This is a genomic window from Streptomyces cathayae (assembly GCF_029760955.1).
GTDB classification, from domain to species: Bacteria; Actinomycetota; Actinomycetes; order Streptomycetales; family Streptomycetaceae; genus Streptomyces; species Streptomyces cathayae.
Genome location: NZ_CP121682.1, coordinates 1668777 through 1695152, shown reverse-complemented (window position 1 = coordinate 1695152; position 26376 = coordinate 1668777). Strand labels below are relative to the sequence as shown.

Genomic DNA, 26376 nt, shown 5'->3' with positions numbered 1-26376 from the left:
CCGTCGTCCCGAGTCATCCACCCCATGCCGCAATCCGCAGTACCCCACGGTCACGGAACGGTGTCAAGGGTGCGACGGGGGAGGTCCCAGAGGGCCTGCGGCGCGCTCCAGCAGCGCCACCGGCGACCGCTCGAACAACTCCGCCACACGTACGCGCCCCGTGAACTCCCGGCCGGGCTCCAGTACGTCGGCCCACCGGCCGGGCGGCAGCGCCAGCCGGGTCTCCCGCCAGCCGCCCGCCTCCGCCAGCCGCAGCGACAGCCGGGTCACGGCGGTCAGCACCGCACCGGACCGCACGAACGCCACGCAGTGCGCGGCTCCGGGCCCCTCGGCGGCCAGCGGCTCGTACGACGCCGTGTCGCCGAACGCCTCGGGCCGCCGCGCCCGCAGCCGCAGCGCGGCCCGCGTCACCGCGTCCTTGCCGACGCCGACGCCGACGCCGACGCCGAGGCTGACGCCGACGCCGAGGCTGACGCCGACGCCGACGCCGAGGCTGACGCCGACGCCGAGGCTGCCGCTGCCGTCGCCCGTGCCCGGGCCGGACGGCTCGCCGGCCGGGAAGTCCACGGCGCGCCGGTTGTCGGGGTCCACCAGGGCCCGGTACTCGAACTCGGAGCCCTGGTAGACGTCGGGCACGCCCGGCATCGTCAGCTGGACCAGGGCGGTGCCCAGCACGTTGGCGTGGATGTGCGGCTCGAGCGAGGCCCGCAGCGCCGTCACCCGTTCGCCCGGCGCCCCGCACGGCCCCGCCGTCACGAACCGGGCCACCGCCTCCTCGTACGGCGGCTCCTGCTCCGTCCAGCTGGTGTGGAGCCCCGCCTCGCGCACATGCTTGAGCAGCGCCCCCGCCACTCGCTCCGGGTCCGCCGGGCCCAGCCCGAACACCGTCTGCCAGGCCGCCCACGCCAGCTGCGCGTCCGGCACGCCCTCGCCGGTGCGGGTCACCTCCGTCAGGACGTCCGCCCAGCGCCGCGGGCACTCGGTGAGCACATGGAGCGCGGCCCGCACGTCGGCGCTGCGCTTGGTGTCGTGCGTCGAGACCACCGTTCCCGTCGACGGCCAGTCGCGCTGCACGCGCGCGCAGTACGCGTGGAACCGCTCGGGGGACACCGCCGGGTCGCCGGGGTCCTGGCCCACCTCCGTCGCCGACAGCAGCGGCACATAGCGGTAGAACGCCGTGTCCTCCACCGACTTGGCCCGCAGCGCCGACGCCGTCTGCGCGAACCGCGTACGGAACTCCACCTGCTCCGGCCCGTCGCCGTACCGCCCGAGCACCAGATCCCGTACGACGTCCACCGCCCCGGCCTCCTCGGGCACGGCGAACGCGAGCCGTGCCGCGGCCGCCGCCTCCTCGGTGACCACACCGGCCGGGTCCACGGAGGTGTAGGGCCGGTACACCTCGAGCCGGACCAGCAGCTCCCGGAGCGCGGTGCGCAGCGCCCAGGGCGCGCGGTCGCGCAGCGCGGGCTCGGGCGAGCCGGCGCACAGGTGGTGCGCCACCCGGGTCAGCCGGTCCACCTCGGCGGCCAGCTCGTGCGTGAGCACCTTGTACGCGGCCCGCCGCACCGTCGCCGCCCACTCGCCGCCCCGGTCCGGCTGCGGCGCCGCGAACCGCCGGTACTGGCCGAGCAGCTCCCCGAACCCCGCCGGGTCGGTGAACAGGCCGTCCACCTGCCGCAGGGCGTCGTAGCCGGTGGTGCCGGCGACCGGCCAGGAGGCGGGCAGCGGCTCGCCGTCGGCGAGGATCTTCTCCACCACGGTCCAGCGGCCCCCGGTCGCCTCGTGCAGCCGCCGCAGGTATCCGTCCGGGTCGGCGAGTCCGTCCGGGTGGTCGACGCGCAGCCCGTCGACCACGCCCTCGCGCAGCAGCTGGAGGATCTTGGCGTGGGTGGCCTCGAACACCTCCGGGTCCTCGACCCGCACCCCGATCAGCTCGGAGATGCTGAAGAACCGCCGGTAGTTGAGTTCCGTACGGGCCAGGCGCCACCACACCGGGCGGTACCACTGGGCGTCCAGCAGCTGCGGCAGCGGCAGGTGGGCGGTGCCCTCGCGCAGCGGGAACGCGTGGTCGTGGTAGCGCAGCACGTCGCCGTCGGTCTTCAGCAGGTCGGCCTCCGTGCCGAGCGGCCCGCCCAGCACCGGCAGCAGCACCTGGCCGCCCTGGGCCTCCCAGTCGATGTCGAACCACCGCGCACGGCGCGACGCGGGCCCTTCGCGCAGCACCTCCCACAGGGCGCGGTTGTGGCGCGGGGACATCGCCATGTGGTTCGGGACGATGTCCACGACCAGGCCGAGCCCGTGCTCCCGCGCGGTGCGCGACAGGGCCCGCAGCGCCTGCTCGCCGCCCAGCTCGGCACGCACACGGGCGTGGTCCACCACGTCGTAGCCGTGCGGTGAGCCCGGCACCGCCTCCAGGACGGGGGACAGGTGCAGATGCGACACCCCGAGCGAGGCCAGGTACGGCACCGCGGCCGCCGCGGCCGCGAACGGGAAGTCGGGCCGCAGCTGCAGCCGGTAGGTGGCGGTGGGGACCGCGGGGTCGGGTCGCTCAGGGGTCATGCAGACGTACGTACCCGCCCTGCGGTCCTTCCTGTCATCAGTGACCCGGCTGCCGCTGGACCGGCCGCCGGACCGGGCCTGGGCGGACCGGTCCGGACGGACCGGCTCAGGCCGGCCGCTGAAGCACCGTCAGGCTCCGGTCGGTCAGCGTCAGCCGGGCACCGGCCCGCACCTTCGGGCCGGTGCCCGGCGGCACGCAGTCCTCGCGGGCGGTGTCGACCACGACCTGCCACTGCCGTCCGTGGTCGACCGGCACCACGAACTCCAGCGGATGGGGGGAGGCGTTGAACATCAGCAGGAACGAGTCGTCCGTGACGCGTTCGCCGCGCCGGCCGGGTTCCGAGATCGCGTTGCCGTTGAGGAACACCGTCAGCGCCGAGGCCCGCGCCGAGTCCCAGTCCCGCTGGGTCATCTCCGCCCCCTCCGGAGTGAACCAGGCGATGTCGGACAGGTCGTCGTGGGTGCCCTCCACCGGCCGCCCGTGGAAGAAGCGGCGCCTGCGGAAGACCGGGTGGTCCTTGCGCAGCCACACCATCGCGCGGGTGAACTCCAGCATCCGCCTTCGCGGGTCCTCCTCGCCGACCCCGCCCTCCCCGCGGCCCCCGCCCTCCCCGGGCCAGTCGATCCAGGCCAGCTCGTTGTCCTGGCAGTAGGCGTTGTTGTTGCCGCGCTGGGTGCGGGCCAGCTCGTCGCCGTGGCTGATCATCGGCACGCCCTGGGAGAGCATCAGGGTCGCGATGAAGTTCCGCATCTGCCGGGCCCGCAGCCGCAGCACGTCCGGGTCGTCGGTCTCACCCTCGGCGCCGCAGTTCCAGGACCGGTTGTGGCTCTCCCCGTCCCGGTTGTCCTCGCCGTTGGCCGCGTTGTGCTTGCCGTCGTAGGACACGAGGTCGTGCAACGTGAAGCCGTCGTGACAGGTCACGAAGTTGATCGAGGCCAGCGGGCGCCGCCCGTCGTCCTGGTACAGGTCGGAGGAGCCGGTCAGCCGGGAGGCGAACTCCGCGAGCGTGCGCGGCTCGCCCCGCCACAGGTCCCGCACGGTGTCCCGGTACTTGCCGTTCCACTCGGTCCACAGCGGCGGGAAGTTGCCCACCTGGTAGCCGCCCTCGCCCACGTCCCACGGCTCGGCGATCAGCTTCACCTGGGAGACCACCGGGTCCTGCTGCACCAGGTCGAAGAACGACGAGAGCCGGTCCACCTCGTGGAACTGCCGCGCCAGGGTCGCCGCGAGGTCGAAGCGGAACCCGTCGACATGCATCTCGGTGACCCAGTACCGCAGCGAGTCCATGATCATCTGCAGTACGTGCGGGGACCGCATGAGGAGGGAGTTCCCGGTGCCCGTGGTGTCCATGTAGTAGCGGCGGTCGTCGGTGAGCCGGTAATACGACGGATTGTCGATGCCCTTGAAGGACAGGGTGGGGCCCAGATGGTTGCCCTCGGCGGTGTGGTTGTAGACCACGTCGAGGATCACCTCGATGCCCGCCTCGTGCAGCGCCTTCACCGCCGACTTGAACTCCAGCACCTGCTGACCGCGGTCGCCCCAGGAGGCGTAGGCGTTGTGCGGGGCGAAGAAGCCGATGGTGTTGTAGCCCCAGTAGTTGTTCAGGCCCATGTCCACCAAACGGTGGTCGTTCACGAACTGGTGAACCGGCATCAGCTCCAGCGCCGTCACCCCGAGTTCGGTCAGATGCCCGATCAGCGCCGGGTGCGCGAGGCCCGCGTAGGTGCCGCGCAACTCCTCCGGCAGCCCCGGATGGCGCATGGTGAGCCCCTTGACGTGCGCCTCGTGGATCACCGTGTGGTGGTACTCCGTCCGGGGCGGCCGGTCGTCGCCCCAGTCGAAGTACGGGTTGACCACGACCGACGTCATCGTGTGCGGCGCCGAGTCCAGGTCGTTGCGCCGATCGGGCGCGTCGAAGTGGTAGCCGTACACCTCCTCGCCCCAGCGGACCGACCCGCTGATCGCCCGCGCGTACGGGTCGAGCAGCAGCTTCGCCGAGTTGCAGCGCAGCCCCCGCTCGGGGGCGTACGGCCCGTGCACGCGGAAGCCGTAGCGCTGTCCGGGCATGACGCCGGGCAGGTACGCGTGCCGCACGAACGCGTCGCTCTCGCGCAGTTCGACCGCCGTCTCGGAGCCGTCGTCGTCCAGCAGACACAGCTCTACTCGGTCCGCGGCCTCCGTGAAGACCGCGAAATTGGTGCCGGCGCCGTCGTACGTGGCACCGAGGGGATACGCCTCGCCAGGCCAGACCTGCATGGACACGACTCTTTCAGGTGGACGGCCCCGGTGGGGGCGCCTCGCCCCCGAGTGTTTGCCGTGTCGCCCCACGCGGTACCCGTTCCCCGAGCCGGGCCTTCCTGTCGGCGATGCTGTGAAAACACAGTGAATCCGACCACTCATGGGGAGCGGTCATAGCAGAACGGTCCTGTGGGAGGCGGAAGTTGAGAAACGACCCCGCCATCGGGCTGCACCGCGCACCGCATGCGGAGTACTCTCCTTGATCGTTGGGGCTGGGAGAGCTCGGGGGAGCGGAAGGCGGTGCGCGGGTGGGTTCGGGAGGGCTGGAGCTGCCCCCTGGTGACGAGGGTCACGAGGGGAACTCCACGGACGTCCCGCCCGGTGCGGTGTCGTTGGCGCGGCCGATGGACGCGGGCTCGATCGGCCCGGACCTGGACTGGGGCGCCGACGACTGGCGCGAGGTGCGGACCCGTGCCCAGCGGGCCGGCCGCGCCTACATCTGGCTCAACCTCGTCGAGCAGCGGCTGCGTTCGGTCGTCGCCGCCGTGCTGCGTCCGATCTACGAGCCGATGCACGGCGACGACTGGGTGGTCGCCGCCGCCGGACCCGCCGGGCAGGAGTGGGTGCAGCGCGCGGCCGCGGTGCGCGAGGTCAGCCGCCGCAAGGGCTATCTGCTCGACCCGGCCGACGACAACGTGCTCTCCTTCCTCACGCTCCCTCAGCTGCGGGAGCTGATGGTCCAGCACTGGCCGTGCTTCGAGCCGTACTTCGACGACCGGCGGGACGTCGAACTGGCCCTGGACGAGCTGGAGGTCACCCGTAACGTCGTCTCCCGCAACCGGGCGCTGTCCGAGGCGGTGCTGAACCAGGCCGAGCGGGCCTCGGCGCGGCTGCTGGAGATGCTCGGCGCCGACGGCGACGTGCCGTCCGCGCGCCGGCTGCCCGTCGACGCGGTGGAGGACCTGGTCGGCGACCGGTACGCGGACGTGGTCGCCGTCCACCCCGACCGGGTGCGGCTGCTCCGCCAGTTCCCGGCCGAGGACATCTTCGGCGGTGCCCGCCGCCTGGACGCCATCGGGATAGGCCTCAACCTGCTGGTGCAGAACTTCTCCGGACGCCGTCTGGTGCGGCTCGCCGAATCCGGCTGCCGGGTGCGGCTGCTGTTCCTCAACCCCGCCTCCAGCGCGGTCAAGCGCCGCGAGCGCGAACTCGGCCTCAAACGGGGGGAACTCGGCCGCGCGGTCGAGATGAACATCCTCCACATGCGCCGGGTGCGGTCCCGGCTGCGCGACCCGGGAGCCTTCGAGATCCAGGTCTACGACGAGACGCCCCGCTGCACGGCGTACCTCGTGGACGGGGACGGCGCCGACGGCGTCGGCGTGGTGCAGAACCATCTGCGCCGGGCCCGGGGGATGGAGGCGCCGGTGCTGGTGCTGCGCAACGGCAGCAAGGTGGTCAAACCGGGTGAGGCCGAGGAGGGCGGGCTGTTCCCCACGTACCGCGAGGAGTTCGAGCAGATGTGGATGGATTCACGCCCGGTGTCGTGAACGCCCGCCTTGCGGCCGTCTGTCATGAACCCTCCGAAGCCTTCCGGCCGGTGAACGGAAGGCGACCCTTGGGCTGTCAGTGGCGCGTGCGAAGGTGGGAACCACTGGGGGAACGCACCACACAGAAGGGGGACGGGCCATGAGCTGGCACCGAGAGCTGCTGATCGGCTTCGACCTGGAGACGACCGGCACCGACCCGCGCGAGGCGAGGATCGTCACGGGGGCCGTGATCGAGGCCAGGGACGGGGAGCCGCTGGGGCGCCGGGAGTGGCTGGCCGACCCCGGGGTGCCCATCCCGGCGGAGGCGGTGGCCGTGCACGGCATCAGCGGTGAGCGGGCGGCGGCCGAGGGAGGCCCCGCCGACCAGGTGGCCGACGAGATCGCCGACGTCCTCACCGCCCACTGGAGCGCGGGCGTCCCGGTCGTCGCCTACAACGCCGCGTTCGATCTGACGCTGCTCTCCGCCGAGCTGCGCCGGTACGGGCTGCCGTCGCTGCGCGACCGGCTGGGGGGCGTGGACCCCGCCCCGGTCATCGATCCGTACACGATCGACCGCAGTGTCGACCGCTACCGCCGCGGCAAGCGCAACCTCGAAGCCGTCTGCGCGGAGTACGGCGTCGCGCTCGACTCCGCGCACGACGCGGCGGCCGACGCGCTCGCCGCGGCCCGGCTGGCCGGCGCGATAGCCGGCCGCCACCCGAAGGTCGCGGCCCTCGGCCCGGCGGAGCTGCACCTCCGCCAGATCGAGTGGTACGCGGAGTGGGCGGCGGACTTCCAGAGCTTCCTGCGCCGCAAGGGCGACGCCACCGCGACCGTCGAGGGGACCTGGCCGCTGCGCGAGCCGGCCGGCGAGCGGGTCTGACCCGGCGCCGCGGGAACCCCCGGGGCGTGCGCGGTCCGGGCGGTCGGGGTCAGAACGGGTACCAGCGGACGGTCGGGTCGCCGTCCCGGAGGGACGCCACGCGGCGCTCGAACTCGGCCAGGGCCTTCGCGTTGCTCGGCGCGTGCTGGGAGACCCAGGCGCAGCTGGCCGTCTCCCGCGCGCCGCGCAGCACCGCGCAGCCCTCCCAGGCGCGCACGTCCCAGCCGTACGTCTCGGTGAAGGAGGTGTACGCCTCGTCCGACAGCCCGTAGCGGTCGTGGGACAGGGCCATGACCACCAGATCGTGCTCGCGCAGATCGGCCGAGAAGGTCTCCAGGTCGACCAGGACCGGCCCGTCCGGCCCGACGTGCACGTTCCGGGGCAGCGCGTCCCCGTGGACGGGTCCCGGCGGAAGGTGGGGCGTCAGCGCCGCGGCGGCCGCCGCGAAACCGTCGCGCCGCTCACGCAGGTACGCGGCGTCCTCGGGGTCGATCGCCTCGCCCGCGAGCCGCAGCCAGCGTTCCACGCCGCCCAGCAGTTCGCGGGGCGGCAGCCCGAAGGAGGGGGTGGGCAGGGCGTGCACCACCCGCAGCAGTGCGGCCAGGTCCCGGGGTTCGGCGGGCCGTACCGGCGCGGGCAGCCGGTGCCACACCGTCACCGGGTACCCCTCGACCAGCAGCGCCCGGGGCTCCGCCGCCCGCACCGCGGGCACGCCGGCCTCGGCGAGCCACAGCGCGACGGTCAGCTCCCGGCGGGCCCGCTCCAGCAGGCCGCCGTCACGGCCGACCTTGACGACCAGGTCACCGGCGGCGAACACCGCGTTCTCGCCCAGGGCGAGCAGCCGTGCGTCCCGGGCGGCCGCGCGCCCCGGCAGTACGCCCGCCGCCGCCAGGACGACCCGCGCCCGTGCCTCGTCCATCCGTCCGCCTCCGTGCCTGTTCCGGTGCCCGCATCCGGTGCCCGACCGTGTCCGCACCGTCGGTAAGTCTCGCATTCGCGCAGGTCGGCCGAGCGCGGTGTGCCCCCGGTCCCCTGAATTCGGTTGCACGAGACGTATCGTCTCGCCTAGGGTCGGGGCATGACCCGACCCGCTCATATCGCCATGTTCTCCATCGCCGCCCACGGCCACGTGAACCCGAGCCTCGAGGTGATCCGCGAACTCGTGGCGCGCGGCCACCGGGTGACGTACGCGATCCCGCCGGTCTTCGCGGACAAGGTCGCCGGGACCGGAGCCGAGGTGAAGCCCTGGAACTCCACGCTGCCCTCGCCCGACGACGACCCGAAGGCGTGGGGGAGCACCCTGCTGGACAACGTGGAGCCGTTCCTCGACGACGCGATCCAGGCGCTCCCGCAGCTGATCGAGGCCTATCAGGGGGACACCCCCGACCTGGTGCTGCACGACATCACCTCCTACCCGGCGCGCGTGCTCGGCCACCGCTGGGGCGTGCCCGTGGTCTCCCTCTCACCGAACCTCGTCGCCTGGGAGGGGTACGAGAAGGAGGTCGGCGAGCCGATGTGGGAGGAGCCGCTGAGGACCGAGCGCGGCCGGGCCTACTACGCCCGCTTCCACGCCTGGCTGGAGGAGAACGGGATCACCGAGCACCCCGACCCGTTCGTGGGCCGCCCCGCCCGCTCCCTCGTCCTGATCCCGAAGGCGCTGCAGCCCCACGCCGACCGGGTCGACGAGAGCGTGCACACCTTCGTCGGCGCCTGCCAGGGAGACCGGAGCGACGAGGGGGCGTGGCAGCGGCCCTCCGGCGTGGAGCGGGTCGTCCTGGTGTCGCTCGGGTCCTCGTTCACCAAGCAGCCGGACTTCTACCGGGAGTGCGTCGAGGCCTTCGGCGACCTGCCCGGCTGGCATCTGGTGCTCCAGATCGGCAAGCACGTCGACCCCGCCGAACTGGGCGCCGTGCCGGCGAACGTCGAGGTGCGGTCCTGGGTGCCGCAGCTCGCGATCCTGAGACAGGCCGACCTGTTCCTCACCCACGCGGGTGCCGGCGGCAGCCAGGAAGGGCTGGCCACGGCCACCCCGATGATCGCCGTCCCCCAGGCGGTGGACCAGTTCGGCAACGCGGACATGCTCCAGGCGCTCGGCGTCGCCCGGCACGTCCCGGCAGGGGAGGCGACCGCCGGGGCCCTGCGCGCGGCGGCCCTCGACCTCGTCGGCGACCCGGAGGTCGCCCGACGACTGCGGCGGATCCAGGCGGATATGGCCCGGGAGGGCGGCACCTCCAGGGCGGCCGACCTCATCGAGGCGGAGCTGCCGGAGCGGCGGTAGCCGCTTCACGCAGTCCGCGCCGCCCCACCCGCCCGAGGAGTTCCGCCTCGCCGACCGTGCCTCCACCCGCACGCGCCGGACGGGCCGGCCGCTCTAGACTCACCGGGCAACCGGCCAGGCCCCGACCGCCCGGGGCGTCGCCACCGTCACCCGCAACCGGAACACCGTCGTCAAGCTCGTGGAGCTCACCCGTGCATGAGGAGAACAAGGCCGTGGACGCCGCCATCGAGGGCGAACTGAAACTCCTGGATCCCGAGGTGCGCCGCTCGCCCGAGCGGGTCGGGGCGCTGCTGCACCCGGAGTTCCTCGAGTTCGGTGCCTCCGGACGGATCTGGGACCGTGACGCGGTCATCGCCCTGCTCGCCGACGAACACGAGTCGGGGGACCTGGCCGGCACCGTCTCCGACATCAAGGCCACGCAGCTCGCCCCCGACGTCGTCCATCTCACCTTCGAAACGGACCACAACGGCCGCCGCGCGCGCCGCAGTTCGCTGTGGCGTCGCACCGGCCAGGACTGGCTTCTCTACTTCCACCAGGGGACGCTGTTCGACCCGGACGAGGAGTGACCGGCCGGTGCGGGCCCGGGGCCGCGCACCCGTGAACCCGCCCCGTCAGGCTCCCAGCGCCCCCACCGCCGCCAGCTCCGGCGTCCGCGCCGCGTCGTACCGCTCCAGCAGGACCCGCGCCACCTCGGGGGCCGGGCCCAGCACGTCCGCCAGCACGTCCGCCGCCGCCGCGCCCCGCGCGATGCGGTCCGGGAGGAAGCCGGGGGCGAGCACGTACGGGGCGACGGCGACGCGCTCACAGCCCAGGGCGCGCAGCTCCCGCACCGCGTCCTCGGTGCGGGGCAGGGAAGCGGAGGCGAACGCAGGCCGCACGGCGCACCAACCGGTGTGCCGCCACTCCCGCGCGATTGCTGCGATCACTGCGATCGCCTCCGGGTCGGTGGACCCCGCCGAGGCCAGGACGACCCCGGTCGAGGACGTGTCGGCGGGGGTGAGACCCGCCTCGTACAGCCGGCGCTCCAGCGCGGCGAGGAGCAGGGGGGACGGGCCCAGGACGTCCGCCTGACGGACACGCAGCCGGGCGGGCGCCTTTGCGAGGACCGCCGGGATGTCCGCCTTGGCGTGGAAGGCGCGGGTCAGCAGCAGCGGGAGGGCCACCACGTCGCGCACCCCCTCCGCCGCGAGGGACTCCAGCACCCCCGGCACGGAGGGGACGGTGAAGTCGAGGAAGCCGGTCTCCACCCGCAGCCCCGGCCGCAGCGACCGCACCCGCCGCACCAGGGCGTGCACGGTCGCGGCGTGCCGCGGATCGCGGCTGCCGTGGGCGATGACGAGAAGTACCGGTCGGCGCATGGTCGGCTCAGTCCTTCACCAGCAGGCCGCGGCTGCGCAGGACCCACCGTTCCAACGGGCTGAAGATCAGCAGGTCGATGGCGACACCCACGGTCAGGATCAGCAGGATCGCCTCGAACACCATGGCCATGTCGCTGGCGTTGCGGCCGTTCTCCAGCAGCTGCCCGAGGCCGATGCCGAGGTCCGGGAACGACGCGATGATCTCCGCGGCCATCAGCGAACGCCAGGAGAACGCCCAGCCCTGCTTCAGCCCCGCCACATAGCCGGGCAGCGCGGCCGGCAGCACGATGTGCCAGGTACCCTTCAGACCCGTCGCACCGAGCGTGCGGCCGGCCCGCACGAACAGCGGGGAGACCTGGTCGACGCCGGAGACCAGACCGTTGGCGATGGAGGGGACCGCGCCGAGCAGGATCACCGCGTACATCATCTGGTTGTTCAGGCCCAGCCAGATCACGGCCGGCGGCACCCACGCCACCGACGGCAGGGACTGCAGCCCGGACAGGATCGGGCCGAGCGCCGCGCGCACGAACTTCACCCGCGCCACCAGCAGACCCAGCGGGGTGCCGATCAGCAGCGCGAAGAAGAAGCCGAGCAGTCCGCGCGAGACGCTGGTCCAGATGTAGCCGAGCAGTTCGCCCTGGAGCCACGCCTGCCGCAGGACGTCCCACACGGCGCCCGGCGAGGGCAGCTTGGTGGGATCGTCGACGATCCTGAACGAGACCAGTGCCTGCCACACCGCCAGCACCAGGGCGACGGCGAGGACCGGCGGCAGGATCTTCTCGACGAAGGTCCGGCGCCACGGTGTGCGGCCCCGCTGCACCGTCTCCAGCGCGTCGAGCCCCGCCTCCAGACCGGCGAGGTCGCCGTCCTTGGCGGTCGTCTCAGTGCTTGCCATGACGGCGGATCTCCCCACGGAGTTCTTCGGTGATCTCGACGGACAGCTCCGCCACCGCGGTGTCCTCGATACGGCGCGGGTGCTCGATGTCCACCGTCCACTGGCGGGCGATCCGGCCCGGCCGGGACGACAGCAGCACCACCCGCCCGGCGAGCCGGACGGCCTCGCGCACGTTGTGCGTGACGAACAGCACGGACAGCCGGCCCGCGGCGGAGCCGCCGGCGTTCGCGGTGCGCCAGACCCGGGTCAGCTCGTCGTGCAGCACGTCCCGGGTGATGGCGTCCAGGGCCGCGAACGGCTCGTCCATCAGCAGCAGCCTGCTCTCCTGGGCGAGCGCCCGCGCCAGCGCCACCCGCTGGCGCATGCCGCCGGACAGCTCGTGCACCCGCTTGCCGTGGGCACCCCCCAGCCGGACCAGTTCCAGCAGCTCCTCGGCCCGGCCGCGACGCTCGGGCTTCGGCACGCCCCTCAGCTTCAGGGCGAGCTCGATGTTCTTGCCCGCGGTCAGCCAGGGGAACAGCGCGTGCTCCTGGAACATCAGCGCCGGGCGGCCGTCCGTGCTGATCGTGCCGGCGGTGGGCCGGTCGAGGCCCGCGACCAGGTTGAGCAGCGTGGACTTGCCGCAGCCCGAAGCGCCCAGCAGGGTGACGAACTCACCGGGCGCGACATCCAGGCTGATGTCGTCCAGCACGAGCTGCTGCCCGCCGGGCGTGCCCGGCGCCGGGAAGGTCTTCGAGACGTGCTCGATCCGGGCGGCGTGGGCGGCTTCCGTCGCGGCGCCGTCGGCGGCCTTGGCGAGGGTCGTGGCCATGATCGTCACCTCCTGGGACGTTTCTTCGGGGTCATCGAGGTCATCGAGGTCATCGGGATCAGGGAGATCAGGGAGATCATCGGGATCAGGGGTCAGCCGGCGCCGAGACCGGCGTCGTCGAGGGCGGGGGCGCCCTCGGCCGCGAGGACCTTGTTGAGAAGCGTGAGGTCGTAGACGCCGTCCAGGTCGGGCTTGTCCAACAGGCCCGCCGCGACGGCGTGTTCCGCCTGGGTCCGGAGGGTGGAGGCCAGCGGGTCGTCGGTGAACCGGATCGACTTCCACGCCGGGTCCAGTACGTCGGCGGGCAGGGCCTTGCCGGAGTCGGCCGCCAGCTGCTCGTTGGCGGCGGCCCTGGCCTTCTCCGGGTGGGCGTTGATCCACCGGTTGGTCCCGACCGACGCCCTGAGCACCGCCTCGACGGCCTTCGGATGCTTCTCCAGGAACTCCTGGCGCACGACGATGTTCGTGATGACGAACTCCTCGCCGGGCCACAGCGAGGCCTCGTCCAGCAGCACCTTCCCGCCCTCGGCGACCAGTTTCGACGCGGTGGGCTCCGGCACCCACGCCCCGTCGACCGACCCGGCCGCGAAGGCGTCCGGGGTCACCTTGTTGTCGCTGCGGACGACCGTCACATCGCCTCTGCCGCTCTGCGGATCGACCGTCCAGCCCTGCTCGGACGCCCAGTTGAGGAACGCCACGTCCTGCGTGTTGCCGAGCTGCGGGGTCGCGATCCGCTTGCCCTCGATGTCCTCGAGGGACTTCACCCGCTCCGGGTTCACCACCAGCTTCACCCCGCCGGACGCCGAACCGCCGATGATCCGCAGGCTCTTGCCGCGGGACTTGACGTAGCCGTTGATCGCGGGCGAGGGGCCGATCCAACCGATGTCGATCGAACCGGAGTTGAGCGCCTCGATCTCGGACGGCCCCGCGTTGAAGACCGCGTACCGCGCCTCGGTGGCACCGAGTTCCTTCTGGAAGAACCCCTTCCGGTTGCCCACCAGCGCGGTCCCGTGGGTGAGGTTGCCGAAGTAGCCGATCCGGACCGAGTCGAGGCCGTCGGTCTTCCGCGCCCCGGCGGCGATGTCGGCCGCGCCCTCGTCCTTGGCCTGGGAGCCGTAGCCGCATCCGGCGAGGGCGAGCAGGAGCAGTGTGGCCGTCACGGCGAACGCGCGGCGTGGGGCGGAGGTGGCAGGCACGGGAGGGGTTCCTCTCAAAGGCCCGGCGGTCACGGACTCTTAGGTCGCGGCCGGGCGGTCGGCGGGTTTTCGCCTACGGCGACGGGTGCTGAGGGCACGGGAGCGGTGCGCGCACGTCATCGCGCACATCGGGCCACCCCGCCCTGCCCGCTCCCCAGGGCCCCACTCCCCACACGTCCGCCCTCCTTGGCGAACGTGACGTAGAAACCGGTGGAGTCCATGGTCAGAAGTCCCATCCGTCTTCCTCGTCCGCGCCCTTGACGGGCTCGGGGGCGGCGAAGGACTCGCCGGACATGCCCGCGGTGAGCGTGGTGCCGTCGTTCGGGTCGATCAGGATGAACGAACCGGTGCGCCGCGAGTTCGCGTACGAGTCGGCCGGCAGCGGTTCGGCGGTACGGATCTTCACCCGGCCGATGTCGTTGGCGACGAGCTGCCCGGGGTGCGGGTGCAGGGACAGGTCGTCCAGCGTCAGCCGGGCCGGGATGTCCTTCACGATCGCCTTGACCGTGCGGGTCCCGTGCTTGAGCAGCACCCGGTGGCCGACGGTCAGCGGCTGGTCGGCGACATGGCACACGGTGGCCTCGACGTCCTGCGTGGTGGCCGGCGCGTCCTTGCTCGGGACCAGCAGGTCACCGCGGGAGATGTCGATGTCGTCGGCCAGCAGCAGCGTCACCGACTGCGGCGTCCAGGCCGCCTCGACGGGCGTGCCCAGCAGGTCGATCCCGGTGATCGTCGTCGTCCGGCCGGACGGCAGCACGGTCACCTCGTCGCCGGTGCGGAACGTCCCCGCGGCGATCTGGCCGGCGTACCCCCGGTAGTCCGGGTGCTCGGCGCTCTGCGGCCGGATCACGTACTGCACGGGCAGCCGGGCGTGGCAGTGCGCCAGGTCGTGGCTGACCGGCACCGTCTCCAGGTGCTCCAGCACCGTCGGGCCGCCGTACCAGTCCATGTGCGCCGAGGGCTCCACGACGTTGTCGCCGACGAGCGCCGAGATCGGGATCGCGGTGACCTCCGGCACGCCCAGCTCGGTCGCGTACGCCGTGAACTCCTCGGCGATCCGCGCGAACACCGGCTCCCGGTAGCCGACCAGGTCCATCTTGTTGACGGCGAGGACGACATGGGGCACACGCAGCAGGGCGGCGATGGCGGCGTGCCGCCGGGTCTGCTCGACGACGCCGTTGCGGGCGTCGACCAGGATGACGGTCAGCTCCGCGGTGGAGGCACCGGTGACCATGTTGCGGGTGTACTGCACGTGGCCCGGGGTGTCGGCGAGGATGAACCGGCGCCGCGGCGTGGCGAAGTAACGGTACGCCACGTCGATGGTGATGCCCTGTTCCCGCTCGGCCCGCAGCCCGTCGGTGAGCAGGGCGAGGTCGGGGGCCTCCTGACCGCGGCTCACCGACACCCGCTCCACGGCCTCCAGTTGGTCGGTGAGGACCGACTTGGAGTCGTGCAGCAGCCGGCCCACCAGGGTGGACTTGCCGTCGTCGACGGAACCGGCGGTGGCGAACCGCAGCAGGGTCGTCTCCGCGAGTGCCTCGCTCGTGATGGTGCTCATGTTCAGAAGTACCCCTCGCGCTTGCGGTCTTCCATCGCTGCCTCGGAGAGCTTGTCGTCGGCGCGGGTGGCCCCGCGCTCGGTCAGCCGGGAGGCGGCGATCTCGGTGATCACCTTCTCGATGGAGTCGGCCCCGGAGTCGACCGCGCCGGTGCAGGACATGTCGCCCACCGTCCGGTAGCGCACCAGCCGCTTCTCGACGCGCTCGCCGTCCTTCGGACCGCCCCAGTCGCCGGCGGTCAGCCACATGCCGCCCCGCCGGAACACCTCGCGCCGGTGGGCGTAGTAGATCTGCGGGAGTTCGATCCCCTCGCGGGCGATGTACTGCCACACGTCCAGCTCGGTCCAGTTGGACAGCGGGAACACCCGGACGTGCTCCCCGGGGGCGTGCCGGCCGTTGTAGAGGTTCCACAGTTCGGGCCGCTGGCGGCGGGGGTCCCACTGGGAGAACTCGTCGCGCAGGGAGAACACCCGTTCCTTGGCGCGGGCCTTCTCCTCGTCGCGGCGGCCGCCGCCGAAGACGGCGTCGAACTTCTCGGCGGCGATCTTCTCGGTGAGCGGCAGCGTCTGGAGCGGGTTGCGGGTGCCGTCGGCGCGTTCGCGCAGTACTCCGCGGTCGATGTAGTCCTGCACGGAGGCGACGTGCAGCCGCAGCCCGTGCCGTGCGACCGTGCGGTCGCGGTAGTCGAGGACCTCGGGGAAGTTGTGCCCGGTGTCGACGTGCAGCAGCGAGAAGGGGACGGGCGCCGGGGCGAAGGCCTTCAGCGCCAGGTGCAGCATCAGGATGGAGTCCTTGCCGCCGGAGAAGAGGATCACCGGGTTCTCGAACTCGCCCGCGACCTCGCGGAAGATGTGCACCGCCTCCGACTCGAGGGCGTCGAGGTGGGAGAGGGTGTACGGCTCGGCCGCACCGCCGGCGCCCTCGCCGCCCGTCCCGACCGTGGCCACGGTTGTCATGCCAGTCCCCTTTCGCTCAGCAGGGCGTGCACCGCCGCGGCGGATTCCTGGACGGTCTGGTGCTGCGACTCGATGCGCAGATCGGGTGAGACAGGAGCCTCGTACGGGTCGTCCACCCCGGTCAGGCCGGTGAGCTCACCCGCGGCCTGCCGGGCGTACAGCCCCTTCACGTCGCGTGCGGAGCACACCTCGACCGGGGTCGCCACGTGCACCTCGAGGTACGACGTGCCGTTCGTCTCGTGCCGCCCCCGTACCGCCTCCCGGCTGTCCGCGTAGGGCGCGATCACCGGGACCAGCGCGGTGACGCCGTTGCGGGCGAGCAGTTCGGCGACGAAGCCGATGCGCTGCACGTTGGTGTGCCGGTCCTCGCGGCTGAAGCCGAGGCCCGCGGAGAGGAACTCGCGGATCTCGTCGCCGTCGAGCAGTTCGACGCGCCGGCCCTCCGCGCGCAGCCGGCCGGCCAGTTCGTGGGCGATGGTGGTTTTGCCTGCGCTCGGCAGACCAGTGAGCCAGACGGTGGCTCCGGTCGTCACGGCGGTCTCCTGGTTCGTGGGGGTCGTGGAGGATGTCGGAGGCGCTGAGGGCGCGGTCATGGTCAGCCGTGCAGTCCGCACTCGGTCTTGGCGCGGCCCGCCCAGCGTCCGGCGCGGGCGTCCTCGCCCTCCCGCACACGGCGGGTGCAGGGGGCGCAGCCCACCGAGGCGTAACCGTCCGTCAGCAGCGGGTTGGTGAGCACGCCGTGCTCGGCGACGTAGGCGTCCACGTCGTCCTGGGTCCAGCGGGCGATGGGGGAGACCTTGACCTTCTGCCGCTTCTCGTCCCAGCCGACGACCGGGGTGCCGGCCCGGGACGGGGACTCGTCGCGGCGCAGCCCGGTCGCCCAGGACAGGTAGTCCCGCAGGCCCTCCTCCAGCGGCCGCACCTTGCGCAGCGCGCAGCACAGGTCGGGGTCGCGGTCGTGCAGCTCCGGCCCGTACTCGGCGTCCTGCTCCGCGACCGTCTGCCGCGGGGTGAGCGTGATGACGTTGACGTCCATCACGGCCTGGACCGCGTCCCGGGTGCCGATGGTCTCCTCGAAGTGGTAGCCGGTGTCGAGGAACACCACGTCGACGCCGGGCAGGGCGCGGGAGGCGAGATGGGCGACCACCGCGTCCTCCATCGAGGAGGTCACGCAGAACCGCGGACCGAAGGTCTCGGCGGCCCACGTCAGGATCTCCAGCGCGGAGGCGTCCTCCAGTTCGCGGCCCGCCTGCTCGGCCAGCTCCCTCAAGTCGTCGGTGGAGCGCTCTTCCTGAACCGCCGTCATATCCGGTCCCCTCCCGTGTCGGGTCGCTCGACTCCGCGGGCGAGCAGCCCGAGGAACTTCAGCCGGAAGCCCCGGTTGCACGCTCCGCACTCCCAGGCCCCCGGTCCCTCCTCGCCGGGGCGCAGGTCCTCGTCACCACAGTAGGGGCAGTAGAAGGGCGCGGCCCGCTCGCTCACGACAGAGCCTCCGCATCGGCGCGCGCGGCCCAGGTGGCGAACCGCTCGCCTTCCTCGCGCTCCGCCTGGAAGCGCTTCAGCACCCGCTCGATGTAGTCCGGCAGTTCGTCCGAGGTGACCTTCAGGCCGCGCACCTTGCGGCCGAACGCGGGGTCCAGGCCGAGGGCGCCGCCCAGGTTCACCTGGTAGCCGCCGACCTGCCGGCCCTCGGCGTCGGTGACCAACTGCCCCTTGAGACCGATGTCCGCGGTCTGGATGCGGGCGCAGGCGTTCGGGCAGCCGTTGATGTTGATGGTGACCGGCTCGTCGAAGTCGGGCAGCCGGCGCTCCAGTTCGTCGATGAGCTCGCTGCCGCGCTCCTTGGTCTCCACGATGGCGAGCTTGCAGAACTCGATGCCGGTGCAGGCCATCGTGCCGCGCCGGAACGGCGACGGGCTGACCCGCAGGTCCAGCGCCTCCAGCGCGTCGACCAGGGAGTCCACCCGGTCCTGCGGCACGTCGAGGACGATCATCTTCTGCTCGACGGTGGTGGACACCCGCCGCGAGCCGTGCCCCTCGGCCAGTTCGGCCACCTTGGTGAGCAGCGAGCCGTCCATCCGGCCCACCCGCGGCGCGAAGCCGACGTAGAACCGGCCGTCCTTCTGCCGGTGCACCCCGATGTGGTCGCGCCACTGCTGTGCGGGCATCTCGGGCGCCGGACCGTCGATCAGCCTGCGGCCCAGGTAGTCGTCCTCCAGCACCTGGCGGAACTTCTCCGCGCCCCAGTCGGCGACCAGGAACTTCAGCCGCGCCCTGTTGCGCAGCCGCCGGTAGCCGTGGTCGCGGAAGATGGAGGTGACGCCCTCCCACACCTCGGGCACCTCCGCCTCGGGGACCCAGGCGCCCAGCCGCACACCGAACTTGGGGTTGGTCGACAGGCCGCCGCCGACCCACAGGTCGAAGCCCGGACCGTGCTCGGGGTGGACCACGCCGACGAAGGAGATGTCGTTGATCTCGTGGGCGACGTCCAGCAGCGGGGAGCCGGAGACGGCCGTCTTGTACTTGCGCGGCAGGTTGGAGAAGCGCGGGTCGCCGATGTAGCGGCGGGCGATCTCGTCCAGCGCCGCGGTGCCGTCGATGATCTCGTCCTCGGCGACGCCGGCGACGGGGGAGCCGAGCATGCCGCGCGGGGTGTCGCCGCAGGCCTCGGTGGTGGACAGGCCGACCGCTTCGAGGCGCTCCCAGATCGCGGGCACGTCCTCGACGCGGATCCAGTGGAACTGGATGTTCTGCCGGTCGGTGATGTCGGCGGTGCCGCGGGCGTAGGTCTCCGACACCTCGCCGATCGCCCGCAGTTGCTCGGTGGTGAGCCGGCCGCCGGTGATGCGGACCCGCATCATGAAGTACTTGTCCTCGAGCTCCTCCGGCTCCAGCAGACCGGTGCGGCCGCCGTCGATCCCGGGGCGGCGCTGGGTGTACAGACCCCACCAGCGGAAACGTCCCCGCAGATCGCCGGGGTCGATCGAGTCGAAGCCCCGCTTGGAGTAGATCGTCTCAATACGTGTCCGTACGTTGAGACCGTCGTCGTCCTTCTTGAGCTGCTCGTTGCTGTTGAGCGGAGTGAAGTGCCCCGCGGCCCACTGCCCCTCTCCGCGGTGACGGCTCACCTTGCGGCGGGGGGTCGCGGCGGCAGGATCCTGCGGGCTGGCGGCCATGGCTGATACGTCCTTCGGGACAGGCGGGAGACGGCTCTGACCTGCGCATGACGATACAGGCGCAAGTGCGCGTCATCACGCGGGAGTTCAGTCGAGGAGAAGCGACGTGGAACGGAGTGGAGAAAGGCTGTCGGGTACTGCTGAACGTGCTCTCAGCACGCCGGACAGATGGCGCTGGACATACGGCCGAGGTCGACATGACGCCGACTCACCAAGGCGATTCCCGTTCCAGGCATGACGGAAGCGTGGCACGGAGATCTGGACACAGTCCAGCTTCATCCATGATGCGGACGTGCTTGTCTCGGAATGAGAGACGCATGTGTTCTTGGCGCCGGGAGACCCGGGCGATCTCGTCCATGCGTGCCAAAAGGGGCGGACGGCGCTGCCCGGGTGGGGCGGGCGCGCCGTCAGGTGGGGCGAACGTGCTGCTCAGGCGGGGTGAGCGTGCTGCTCAGGTGGGGTGGGTGTGCTGCTCAGGCGGGGTGGGCCCCCGGCCACGGGCCCGGTGTGGCGACCTCGGGCTCTTCCTCGACCTTGGTGTCGAACAGCCTGAAGCCCCGGCGCCGGTAGTTGTCCATGGCGTACTCGCCGTCCTTGCTGCACGTGTGCAGCCAGACCCGCCTGGTCGGCTTCAGGCCGGGTCGGCGCTCCGCCAGGTCCCAGGCCCGCGCGACACCGTACGACAGCAGGTGCCCGCCGATGCGCCGGCCCCGGAAGGCGGAGATCAGCCCGAAGTAGACGATCTCCACGACCCCGTCGTCCTGCGCCTCCAACTCCACGTACCCCGCGGGCGTTCCCCGGTCGTAGGCCACCCAGGTCTCCACGCCGGGCCGGTCCAGGTGCTCCAGCCACTGCGCGTACGTCCACCCCAGCCGGTCGGTCCAGCGGATGTCACCGCCGACCGAGGCGTACAGGAAACGGCTGAACTCGGGGGAGGGCACCTCGGAACGGACGATCCGCACATCCCCCTCGGGCACGGCGGCCGGCAGGAGGTCGGCGGGCGCGGTCTGCTCCAGGGACCAGGTGGTCACGGTGATGGTCGTCATGCCGGAAAGGGAACCATTTGGCACGTACATCTGTCGAACGCCCGAGGGACGAGGGGGAGGAGCCCGAAGGAGCGGCCGGGCCGGACCGCCCCGTCAGTCCGGCCTGATCCGGACGGGAGGCCCTAGTCCAGGGAGTGGTCGACGGAGTCCAGGGGCAGGGCGAAGAGCATGCGGCCGGACTGGGACCACACCTCGCCGGTCTCCTGCCAGTAGGAGAGGGACGCCGCCGGCCCGCTCCAGCAGCGGTGCGTCTCGTCCGCCCCGCACCGGGTGGGCCGCGCCCCCTCCCCGTCCTGCCGCCACAGCGTCCCGCGCTCCTGGGGCGTCCCGGTCATCCGGCCCAGGTACCAGCCCGACCCGTACGACAGCACGCTGCGCACATCCGTCAGCTCCGTCTCGTACGCCGCGACCACGTCCGCCTGCCCCACCGAGTCCGTGGCCAGCAGTCCCGCGCGGGAACGGTCGTCGTCGAACGCGTACCGCCACAGCCGGGTCGGCCCGTCGTGCTCCTTCGGCACCGCCTCGTGCGCGACCAGGCTGTCCGGCGCCGTGCTGCGGTCCAGCGAGATACCGCCCGGCTGCGGGGCGTTCACATCGGCCGTCCGGTACGAGGCGACGGCCGGCAGCACGTACCGCGCCCCGGCCGCCGACCAGCCGCCGGGCACCCGCCCGACCGTCGCGCCGTCCACGGTGGTCCGCTGGACGCGGTCCACGTCGTACACGTACAGCGTGCTGCCGTCCCCCCGGCCGGCGGTGACCAGCAGCTTGTCCTGGTACCAGACCATGCCGGACACGGGGGACACCAGCCCCCGGTAGTCGCGGCCGTCGTCCACCGGGACGGCGAGCTGCGCCCAGGTGTAGCGGAGGTCGTCGGGGTCGCCGGCGTCGATGAACGCGACGCGCGCGAGACCCTGGCCCGGGCCGGCGGCCGCGGGGCCCTCCGCCGGGGTGCCGTCCGCCAGGACGCCGCCCTGGCTCCAGCCGGAGAGCACCACACGGCTCTGCCCCCAGCGGCCGTCGTCGTCGGCGTCCCCGGACGTGGTGACGGCGCCGGAACGCCAGCCCTCGACGTCGGCGCCGTCCCAGCAGTACGCCCGCGTGGCGGCCGGCTCGACGGGCAGCGCCCGCCTGTCGTCCTCCGGACAGGCCGCCGCGTCCCGCAGGGAACCGTCGGTGTCGTCGAGCACGGCCCGGACGCCGACGGGCCGGCCCATCTCCGCGGAGAGCCGGTCGAGCCACTCCGGGGGCACACTGCCCTCGGTCAGCCGCAGCGGCGCGGTCTCGGCGGACGCGGTCAGCGGTTTCAGCGCCCCGGGGTCGTCGGCATCGGTGGCCTGCGACGTGCTGATCATGGTGGCCGCCGCGGTGAGCGCGAGCGCGGTCCCGGCCAGCGTCGCCCGCAGCGCCCTGCCCCGCCTGCGCCGACGATGTCTGCCGCGATGCTTCATAACGTCCTCCCGAGGCAAACCAACTGCGTCCGGTGGTCCGACCGTTGACCGTGGAGCAGGTGGGGTGGCCCGTAGAGGGATGCTACGGCAGGGGGACCCGCCGAGGGAGGAAGACCCTGCAAATGTGCGGAACGCGTGACCTCGGCAGCCCGGACACGCCCCGGAGCCGCCCCCCGGCGAGGGCGTTCGGTACCGACACGGGCGGCGGCACGTCGCAACCCTCTGCAACCCTGGTGGAGAGCCCCGCACTGTCCGAAGCTCGAGCGACGCCGTCCCGAACGGCGTCCACGGCTCCACGGGGCCTGTGCGGCGGGGGTGGTGCCGTGTCGGCGCGGCACCACCCCCGCGTCACGCCGGCTCCGGCCGGGCCCGCGCCACGACCGCCGCGAGATCGAGGGTGTGCGGCAGCGTCCCGAACGACGCGCCCCCGTCACCGCCCAGCCGGGCCGCACAGAACGCGTCGGCGACCTGCGGCGGCGCGTACCGCACCAGCAGCGAGCCCTGGAGCACCAGCGCGAGCCGCTCCACCAGCCGCCGCGCCCGCCCCTCGACACCCTCCAGATCGGCCAGCCCGGTCAGCAGGTCCCTGATCGCGCCGTCCAGCCGGTGATCGGCCCCGCGGGCCTGCCCGACCTCCCGCAGATACGCGTCCAGCGCCCCCGGCTCCCGGCGCAGTACCCGCAGCACGTCCAGCGCCTGGACGTTGCCCGCGCCCTCCCACACCGAGTTCAGCGGCGACTCGCGCACCAGCCGGGGCATCCCCGACTCCTCCACGTACCCGTTGCCGCCCAGGCACTCCGCCGCCTCCACGACGAGCGGCGCACACCGCTTGGTCACCCAGTACTTGGCCGCCGGCACCGCGATCCGCAGCAGCGCCCGCTCCTGCTCGCCCCCGTCGTCACAGGCCGCGGCCAGCCGCAGTGCCAGCGCGGTGGCCGCCTCCGACTCCAGCGCGAGATCGGCCAGCACGTTGCGCATCAGCGGCTGGTCGACCAGCTTCTCGCCGAACGCCTTCCGGTGGGCGCAGTGGTGCACCGCCTGCGCGACGGCCTGCCGCATCAGCCCCGCCGAGCCCAGGACGCAGTCCAGCCGGGTCGCCGCCACCATCCCGATGATGGTGTGCACCCCGCGCCCCTCGTCCCCGACCCGCCGCGCCCAGGTCCCCGCGAACTCGACCTCGGCGGACGCGTTGGACCGGTTGCCCAGCTTGTCCTTGAGCCGCTGGAGGAGGAACACGTTGCGCGAGCCGTCCGCGAGCACCCGCGGCACCAGGAAGCACGTGAGTCCGCCGGGTGCCTGCGCCAGCACCAGGAACGCGTCCGACATGGGCGCCGAGCAGAACCACTTGTGCCCGGTCAGCTCGTACGCGCCGTCCTCGGCCAGCGGCCGCGCGGACGTCGTGTTGGCGCGGACGTCGCTGCCGCCCTGCTTCTCCGTCATGCCCATCCCGAAGAGCACACCGGCCTTCTGGTGGGCCGGCCGCAGGCCCCGGTCGTACACCGGCGACGCCAGCCGCGGCTCCCACTCGGCGGCCAGCGCCGGATCCGCGCGCAGGGCGGGCACGGCCGCGTGCGTCATCGACAGCGGGCAGCAGGTGCCGGCCTCGACCTGCGTCCACACCACGAACGCCGCCGCCCGCCGCACATGCCCGCCCGGCCGCCCCCACGCGCCGGTCAGCCCCGCCGAGACCCCCTTGCCGAGCAGCCGGTGCCAGGCCGGATGGAAGTCGACCTCGTCGATCCGGTGCCCGTACCGGTCGTGGCTGCGCAGCCGCGGCGGGTTCGCGTCGGCCAGCACCCCCCACTCCTGCACCTGCGCGGAACCGGAGGTCCGGCCGAGCGCCGACAGTTCGGACCGGCCCTCGTCCAGTACCGCCGGGTCCAGATGCCGCTCGACCGCCTCCGTCAGCGCCCGGTCGGCGGTGAACACGTCGTACTGCGTCAGCGGCGGTGCCTGGTTGGTCACGGTGTGGGTGCTCCCTGCCATGGCGACGAACCTACCCGCCGCCCCCGCCACCCGTCTCACCTCGTGACCCTTCGGGTGAGGACCGCCGGGCACGGCGGATACCTTTGGTTCGTGCAGCCAGCAAGCGAACCCCCCGACGCGCCCTCCGGTCGACTTCACAGGGCCCGCGCCCTGTACCGCAACGTCTCCAAACGCAGGACCGTCTGGCTGCTGCTCAAGGACACCGTCAACTCCTGCATGGAGTACCGCATCCTGGGCCTGGCCGCCGAGGCGGCCTTCTTCACCCTGCTGTCGGTGCCCCCGCTGCTGCTCAGCATGATCGGCCTGCTCGGCTACGTCGACTCCTGGACCGGCGCCGACACCATCCAGAGCCTGCAGACCAACCTCCTCGAGGCGTCCCGCGCCGTGCTGTCCGACCGGGGAGTGAAGCAGATCGCCGAGCCGATCCTGCACGACGTCACGAAAGGCGGCAGACCCGACGTCATCTCCATCGGCTTCCTGTTCGCCGTGTGGTCGGGCTCCCGCGCGGTGAACGTCTTCATCGACACCATCACCGTGATGTACGGCCTCGACGGGGTGCGCGGCATCGTCAAGACCCGCCTGGTGGCCTTCCTGCTGTTCATCGCGGCCCTGCTGATCGGCTCGGTCGCACTGCCCCTGATGGTGGCGGGCCCGGACGCCGTCGTCCGGGTCGTCCCCTGGTCGACGACGCTCGTGCAGATCCTGTACTGGCCGGTGGTGATCCTGCTGTCGGTCGCCTTCCTGACCACGCTCTACCACGTCTCCGTGCCCGTGCGGTCCCCGTGGATCGAGGACGTGCCCGGCGCGCTGGTCGCCCTCGCCATGTGGGTGATCGGCAGCATCCTGCTGCGGATCTACCTGACCAACACCGTCGAGGGCCCCACCATCTACGGCTCCCTCGCGGCCCCCGTCGCCGTCCTGCTGTGGATCGGCGTGTCCGCCTTCGCCGTGCTCGTGGGGGCCGCGGTCAACGCCGCCATCGACCGGGTCTGGCCGGCCGCCGCGACGGCCGCCGCCCGCGAGACCAACGAGCGGCTGCGGCAGGAGCAGGTCGCCGAGTACGTCGCCCGCACCTCCGCCGAGGCCGCCACCGACGACGACGCCGACCCGGACATGCCCGCCGAGTTCCCCGAACGCTGGTCCCGCTTCCTGCCTCCCGAGGACGTCACGGCCCGCCTGCGCACCCATGCGAAGAGCAGCCACCAGCCGAGGAACGGCGAGGAGCAGACGGGCCCGCCGGACGACGAGAAGTGAGGCCGAACGCCCGACGGCGACGCATCCGCTCTCACCGCTCCCCCGGGACGCACCAGGTCCCGGTTCGGTCACGGAGAACGGGACAGAGTTGTTTCTTAGGTAAGGCAAACCTTAGATTGTTCTGACTCTTCCCTGGAAAGGCTTTGACATGAGACGTCCCTCCCTCCGTACGATCGGGGCTCTCGCCGCTTCCGTCCTGCTCGTCCCCCTGGCGACCGCATGCGGCTCGGACGGCAAGGGAGCAGGCTCCGGCACCGAAGCCGGGGAGAAGAGCGGGGGAGGGACGCTCGTCGTCTACTCCGGCCGCAGCGAGGACCTCGTCGCGCCGCTCATCGAGAAGCTCGAGAAGACCACCGGCTCCAAGGTCGAGGTACGTTACGGGGACAGTGCCGAACTCGCCGCCCAGCTTCTCGAAGAGGGCGACAGGACCGACGCGGACCTCTTCTTCTCGCAGGACGCCGGCGCACTCGGCGCCCTGGGCAAGGAGGGCCGTCTCGCGGCGCTGCCGCAGAAGTCCCTCGACCGCGTCGACAAGGCGTTCCGCGCGGAGAACGGCGACTGGGTCGGTGTGTCGGGACGGGTCCGCGTCATCGCCTACCACGGCGACAAGGTCGCCGAGGCACCGGACAGCGTGCACGAACTGACCGGACCGGAATGGAAGGGGAAGGTCGGCTACGCGCCCACCAACGCCTCGTTCCAGGCGTTCGTGACCGGCATGCGGGTCCTCGAGGGCGACGACGCCACGCGCAAGTGGCTGAAGGACTTCCAGGCCAACGACCCCCAGGTGTACGAGAAGAACGGCGCCGTCCTCGACGCCGTCGACGACGGCAAGGCCGAACTCGGTCTGATCAACCACTACTACTGGTACGAGAAGGCCGCCGAGGAGGGCGCGGACAAGCTCAAGGCCAAACTGCACTTCCCGACGAAGGGCGACCCGGGCGCGCTCGTCAACGTCGCGGGCGTCGGGATCCTCAAGGGCAGCGACCAGAGCACCGCCGCGCGGAAGGCCGTCGACTTCTTCCTGGCCGAGGAGGCGCAGACCTACTTCGCCGACGAGACCCACGAGTACCCGCTGGCCGCCGGAGTCACCGGCGGGGACGACCTTCCGCCGCTCGACTCCATCGACGCGCCGGAGATCGACCTGAGCCGGCTGGAGTCCCTCCAGGTCACGCTGGAGATGCTCCAGGAAGCCGGGATGGTCTGATCG

General features: G+C 72.3%; 23 protein-coding genes. 6 read left to right on the top strand and 17 right to left on the bottom strand.

The features are described 5' to 3' along the window. Positions 1 to 63 precede the first annotated feature (63 nt). Positions 64 to 2559, bottom strand: a complete 2496-nt coding sequence (treY, locus tag PYS65_RS07595; protein ID WP_279333031.1) for a malto-oligosyltrehalose synthase — start codon at positions 2557 to 2559, stop codon at positions 64 to 66. A gap of 106 nt (positions 2560 to 2665) precedes the next feature. After that, positions 2666 to 4816: a glycogen debranching protein GlgX gene (gene glgX / locus PYS65_RS07590; protein WP_279333030.1), complete on the bottom strand. Its 2151-nt coding sequence runs from the start codon at positions 4814 to 4816 to the stop codon at positions 2666 to 2668. A gap of 290 nt (positions 4817 to 5106) precedes the next feature. Here glgX and PYS65_RS07585 point away from each other — a divergent pair, with 290 nt between their 5' ends. Then, a complete protein-coding gene (locus tag PYS65_RS07585) occupies positions 5107 to 6345 on the top strand; it encodes an SAV2148 family HEPN domain-containing protein (protein ID WP_279337890.1) in 1239 nt (412 codons plus the stop codon). A 139-nt stretch (positions 6346 to 6484) separates the two neighbouring features. Then, positions 6485 to 7207: a 3'-5' exonuclease gene (locus tag PYS65_RS07580; protein ID WP_279333029.1), complete on the top strand. Its 723-nt coding sequence runs from the start codon at positions 6485 to 6487 to the stop codon at positions 7205 to 7207. Between the two features lie 49 nt (positions 7208 to 7256). Here the strand turns inward: PYS65_RS07580 and PYS65_RS07575 are convergent, their stop codons facing one another. Beyond that, positions 7257 to 8126, bottom strand: coding sequence for an aminoglycoside phosphotransferase family protein (locus PYS65_RS07575; protein WP_279333028.1), 870 nt, complete (start codon positions 8124 to 8126; stop codon positions 7257 to 7259). Positions 8127 to 8285: 159 nt separating this feature from the next. Between PYS65_RS07575 and mgt the strand changes: the two genes are divergently transcribed. Both mgt and PYS65_RS07565 read left to right on the top strand, forming a co-directional pair. After that, positions 8286 to 9485, top strand: a complete 1200-nt coding sequence (gene mgt / locus PYS65_RS07570; protein WP_279333027.1) for a macrolide-inactivating glycosyltransferase — start codon at positions 8286 to 8288, stop codon at positions 9483 to 9485. A gap of 191 nt (positions 9486 to 9676) precedes the next feature. Continuing rightward, positions 9677 to 10051 carry a nuclear transport factor 2 family protein gene (locus PYS65_RS07565; RefSeq protein WP_279333026.1) on the top strand — a complete coding sequence of 125 codons (375 nt, stop codon included), beginning with the start codon at positions 9677 to 9679 and terminating at the stop codon, positions 10049 to 10051. A 45-nt stretch (positions 10052 to 10096) separates the two neighbouring features. Here the strand turns inward: PYS65_RS07565 and PYS65_RS07560 are convergent, their stop codons facing one another. The 14 genes from PYS65_RS07560 to PYS65_RS07500 form a co-directional block, all read right to left on the bottom strand. After that, positions 10097 to 10843: a sirohydrochlorin chelatase gene (locus PYS65_RS07560; RefSeq protein WP_279333025.1), complete on the bottom strand. Its 747-nt coding sequence runs from the start codon at positions 10841 to 10843 to the stop codon at positions 10097 to 10099. A 7-nt stretch (positions 10844 to 10850) separates the two neighbouring features. Next, positions 10851 to 11738, bottom strand: a complete 888-nt coding sequence (locus tag PYS65_RS07555) for an ABC transporter permease (protein ID WP_279333024.1) — start codon at positions 11736 to 11738, stop codon at positions 10851 to 10853. After that, positions 11725 to 12549 (bottom strand): ABC transporter ATP-binding protein, encoded by an 825-nt coding sequence (locus tag PYS65_RS07550; protein ID WP_279333023.1) that lies wholly within the window; start codon positions 12547 to 12549, stop codon positions 11725 to 11727. Before PYS65_RS07550 ends, PYS65_RS07555 begins: the two co-directional genes overlap by 14 nt. A 92-nt stretch (positions 12550 to 12641) precedes the next feature. Then, positions 12642 to 13745, bottom strand: coding sequence for an aliphatic sulfonate ABC transporter substrate-binding protein (locus PYS65_RS07545; protein WP_279333022.1), 1104 nt, complete (start codon positions 13743 to 13745; stop codon positions 12642 to 12644). Positions 13746 to 13968: 223 nt separating this feature from the next. After that, positions 13969 to 15303, bottom strand: a complete 1335-nt coding sequence (locus tag PYS65_RS07540) for a sulfate adenylyltransferase subunit 1 (RefSeq protein WP_279333021.1) — start codon at positions 15301 to 15303, stop codon at positions 13969 to 13971. A gap of 2 nt (positions 15304 to 15305) precedes the next feature. Continuing rightward, positions 15306 to 16259, bottom strand: a complete 954-nt coding sequence (cysD, locus tag PYS65_RS07535) for a sulfate adenylyltransferase subunit CysD (RefSeq protein WP_279333020.1) — start codon at positions 16257 to 16259, stop codon at positions 15306 to 15308. Beyond that, a complete protein-coding gene (gene cysC, locus PYS65_RS07530; protein WP_279333018.1) occupies positions 16256 to 16792 on the bottom strand; it encodes an adenylyl-sulfate kinase in 537 nt (178 codons plus the stop codon). The genes cysD and cysC overlap by 4 nt, the downstream gene beginning before the upstream one ends. A gap of 62 nt (positions 16793 to 16854) precedes the next feature. Next, a complete protein-coding gene (locus tag PYS65_RS07525) occupies positions 16855 to 17565 on the bottom strand; it encodes a phosphoadenylyl-sulfate reductase (protein ID WP_279333017.1) in 711 nt (236 codons plus the stop codon). Then, complete coding sequence (locus PYS65_RS07520) at positions 17562 to 17741, bottom strand: hypothetical protein (protein ID WP_279333016.1); 180 nt, start codon at positions 17739 to 17741, stop codon at positions 17562 to 17564. Before PYS65_RS07520 ends, PYS65_RS07525 begins: the two co-directional genes overlap by 4 nt. Continuing rightward, positions 17738 to 19435, bottom strand: a complete 1698-nt coding sequence (locus PYS65_RS07515) for a nitrite/sulfite reductase (protein ID WP_279333015.1) — start codon at positions 19433 to 19435, stop codon at positions 17738 to 17740. The genes PYS65_RS07520 and PYS65_RS07515 overlap by 4 nt, the downstream gene beginning before the upstream one ends. A 152-nt stretch (positions 19436 to 19587) precedes the next feature. Beyond that, on the bottom strand, positions 19588 to 19671 hold the full coding sequence (locus PYS65_RS34920) for a putative leader peptide (RefSeq protein WP_341483713.1): 84 nt from the start codon (positions 19669 to 19671) through the stop codon (positions 19588 to 19590). A 237-nt stretch (positions 19672 to 19908) separates the two neighbouring features. Continuing rightward, positions 19909 to 20481, bottom strand: coding sequence for a GNAT family N-acetyltransferase (locus PYS65_RS07510; protein ID WP_279333014.1), 573 nt, complete (start codon positions 20479 to 20481; stop codon positions 19909 to 19911). 122 nt (positions 20482 to 20603) lie between these two features. Continuing rightward, positions 20604 to 21929, bottom strand: coding sequence for a hypothetical protein (locus PYS65_RS07505; protein WP_279333013.1), 1326 nt, complete (start codon positions 21927 to 21929; stop codon positions 20604 to 20606). A 348-nt stretch (positions 21930 to 22277) separates the two neighbouring features. Next, a complete protein-coding gene (locus PYS65_RS07500; protein ID WP_279333012.1) occupies positions 22278 to 23915 on the bottom strand; it encodes an acyl-CoA dehydrogenase family protein in 1638 nt (545 codons plus the stop codon). 90 nt (positions 23916 to 24005) lie between these two features. Here PYS65_RS07500 and PYS65_RS07495 point away from each other — a divergent pair, with 90 nt between their 5' ends. Continuing rightward, positions 24006 to 25169, top strand: a complete 1164-nt coding sequence (locus PYS65_RS07495) for a YihY/virulence factor BrkB family protein (RefSeq protein WP_279333011.1) — start codon at positions 24006 to 24008, stop codon at positions 25167 to 25169. A gap of 148 nt (positions 25170 to 25317) precedes the next feature. Then, positions 25318 to 26373 carry an iron ABC transporter substrate-binding protein gene (locus PYS65_RS07490; RefSeq protein WP_279333010.1) on the top strand — a complete coding sequence of 352 codons (1056 nt, stop codon included), beginning with the start codon at positions 25318 to 25320 and terminating at the stop codon, positions 26371 to 26373. Positions 26374 to 26376 lie beyond the last annotated feature (3 nt).

What these genes read in the sequence shown, in the direction of transcription:
- PYS65_RS34920 (WP_341483713.1), bottom strand. Translation starts at nt 19,671, where the DNA reads ATGCCTGGAACGGGAATCGCCTTGGTGAGTCGGCGTCATGTCGACCTC.
- PYS65_RS07510 (WP_279333014.1), bottom strand. Translation starts at nt 20,481, where the DNA reads ATGACGACCATCACCGTGACCACCTGGTCCCTGGAGCAGACCGCGCCC.
- PYS65_RS07550 (WP_279333023.1), bottom strand. Translation starts at nt 12,549, where the DNA reads ATGGCCACGACCCTCGCCAAGGCCGCCGACGGCGCCGCGACGGAAGCC.
- treY (WP_279333031.1), bottom strand. Translation starts at nt 2,559, where the DNA reads ATGACCCCTGAGCGACCCGACCCCGCGGTCCCCACCGCCACCTACCGG.
- PYS65_RS07555 (WP_279333024.1), bottom strand. Translation starts at nt 11,738, where the DNA reads ATGGCAAGCACTGAGACGACCGCCAAGGACGGCGACCTCGCCGGTCTG.
- PYS65_RS07505 (WP_279333013.1), bottom strand. Translation starts at nt 21,929, where the DNA reads ATGAAGCATCGCGGCAGACATCGTCGGCGCAGGCGGGGCAGGGCGCTG.
- PYS65_RS07500 (WP_279333012.1), bottom strand. Translation starts at nt 23,915, where the DNA reads ATGGCAGGGAGCACCCACACCGTGACCAACCAGGCACCGCCGCTGACG.
- PYS65_RS07525 (WP_279333017.1), bottom strand. Translation starts at nt 17,565, where the DNA reads ATGACGGCGGTTCAGGAAGAGCGCTCCACCGACGACTTGAGGGAGCTG.
- glgX (WP_279333030.1), bottom strand. Translation starts at nt 4,816, where the DNA reads ATGCAGGTCTGGCCTGGCGAGGCGTATCCCCTCGGTGCCACGTACGAC.
- PYS65_RS07540 (WP_279333021.1), bottom strand. Translation starts at nt 15,303, where the DNA reads ATGAGCACCATCACGAGCGAGGCACTCGCGGAGACGACCCTGCTGCGG.
- PYS65_RS07490 (WP_279333010.1), top strand. Translation starts at nt 25,318, where the DNA reads ATGAGACGTCCCTCCCTCCGTACGATCGGGGCTCTCGCCGCTTCCGTC.
- mgt (WP_279333027.1), top strand. Translation starts at nt 8,286, where the DNA reads ATGACCCGACCCGCTCATATCGCCATGTTCTCCATCGCCGCCCACGGC.
- PYS65_RS07560 (WP_279333025.1), bottom strand. Translation starts at nt 10,843, where the DNA reads ATGCGCCGACCGGTACTTCTCGTCATCGCCCACGGCAGCCGCGATCCG.
- cysD (WP_279333020.1), bottom strand. Translation starts at nt 16,259, where the DNA reads ATGACAACCGTGGCCACGGTCGGGACGGGCGGCGAGGGCGCCGGCGGT.
- PYS65_RS07575 (WP_279333028.1), bottom strand. Translation starts at nt 8,126, where the DNA reads ATGGACGAGGCACGGGCGCGGGTCGTCCTGGCGGCGGCGGGCGTACTG.
- PYS65_RS07580 (WP_279333029.1), top strand. Translation starts at nt 6,485, where the DNA reads ATGAGCTGGCACCGAGAGCTGCTGATCGGCTTCGACCTGGAGACGACC.
- PYS65_RS07515 (WP_279333015.1), bottom strand. Translation starts at nt 19,435, where the DNA reads ATGGCCGCCAGCCCGCAGGATCCTGCCGCCGCGACCCCCCGCCGCAAG.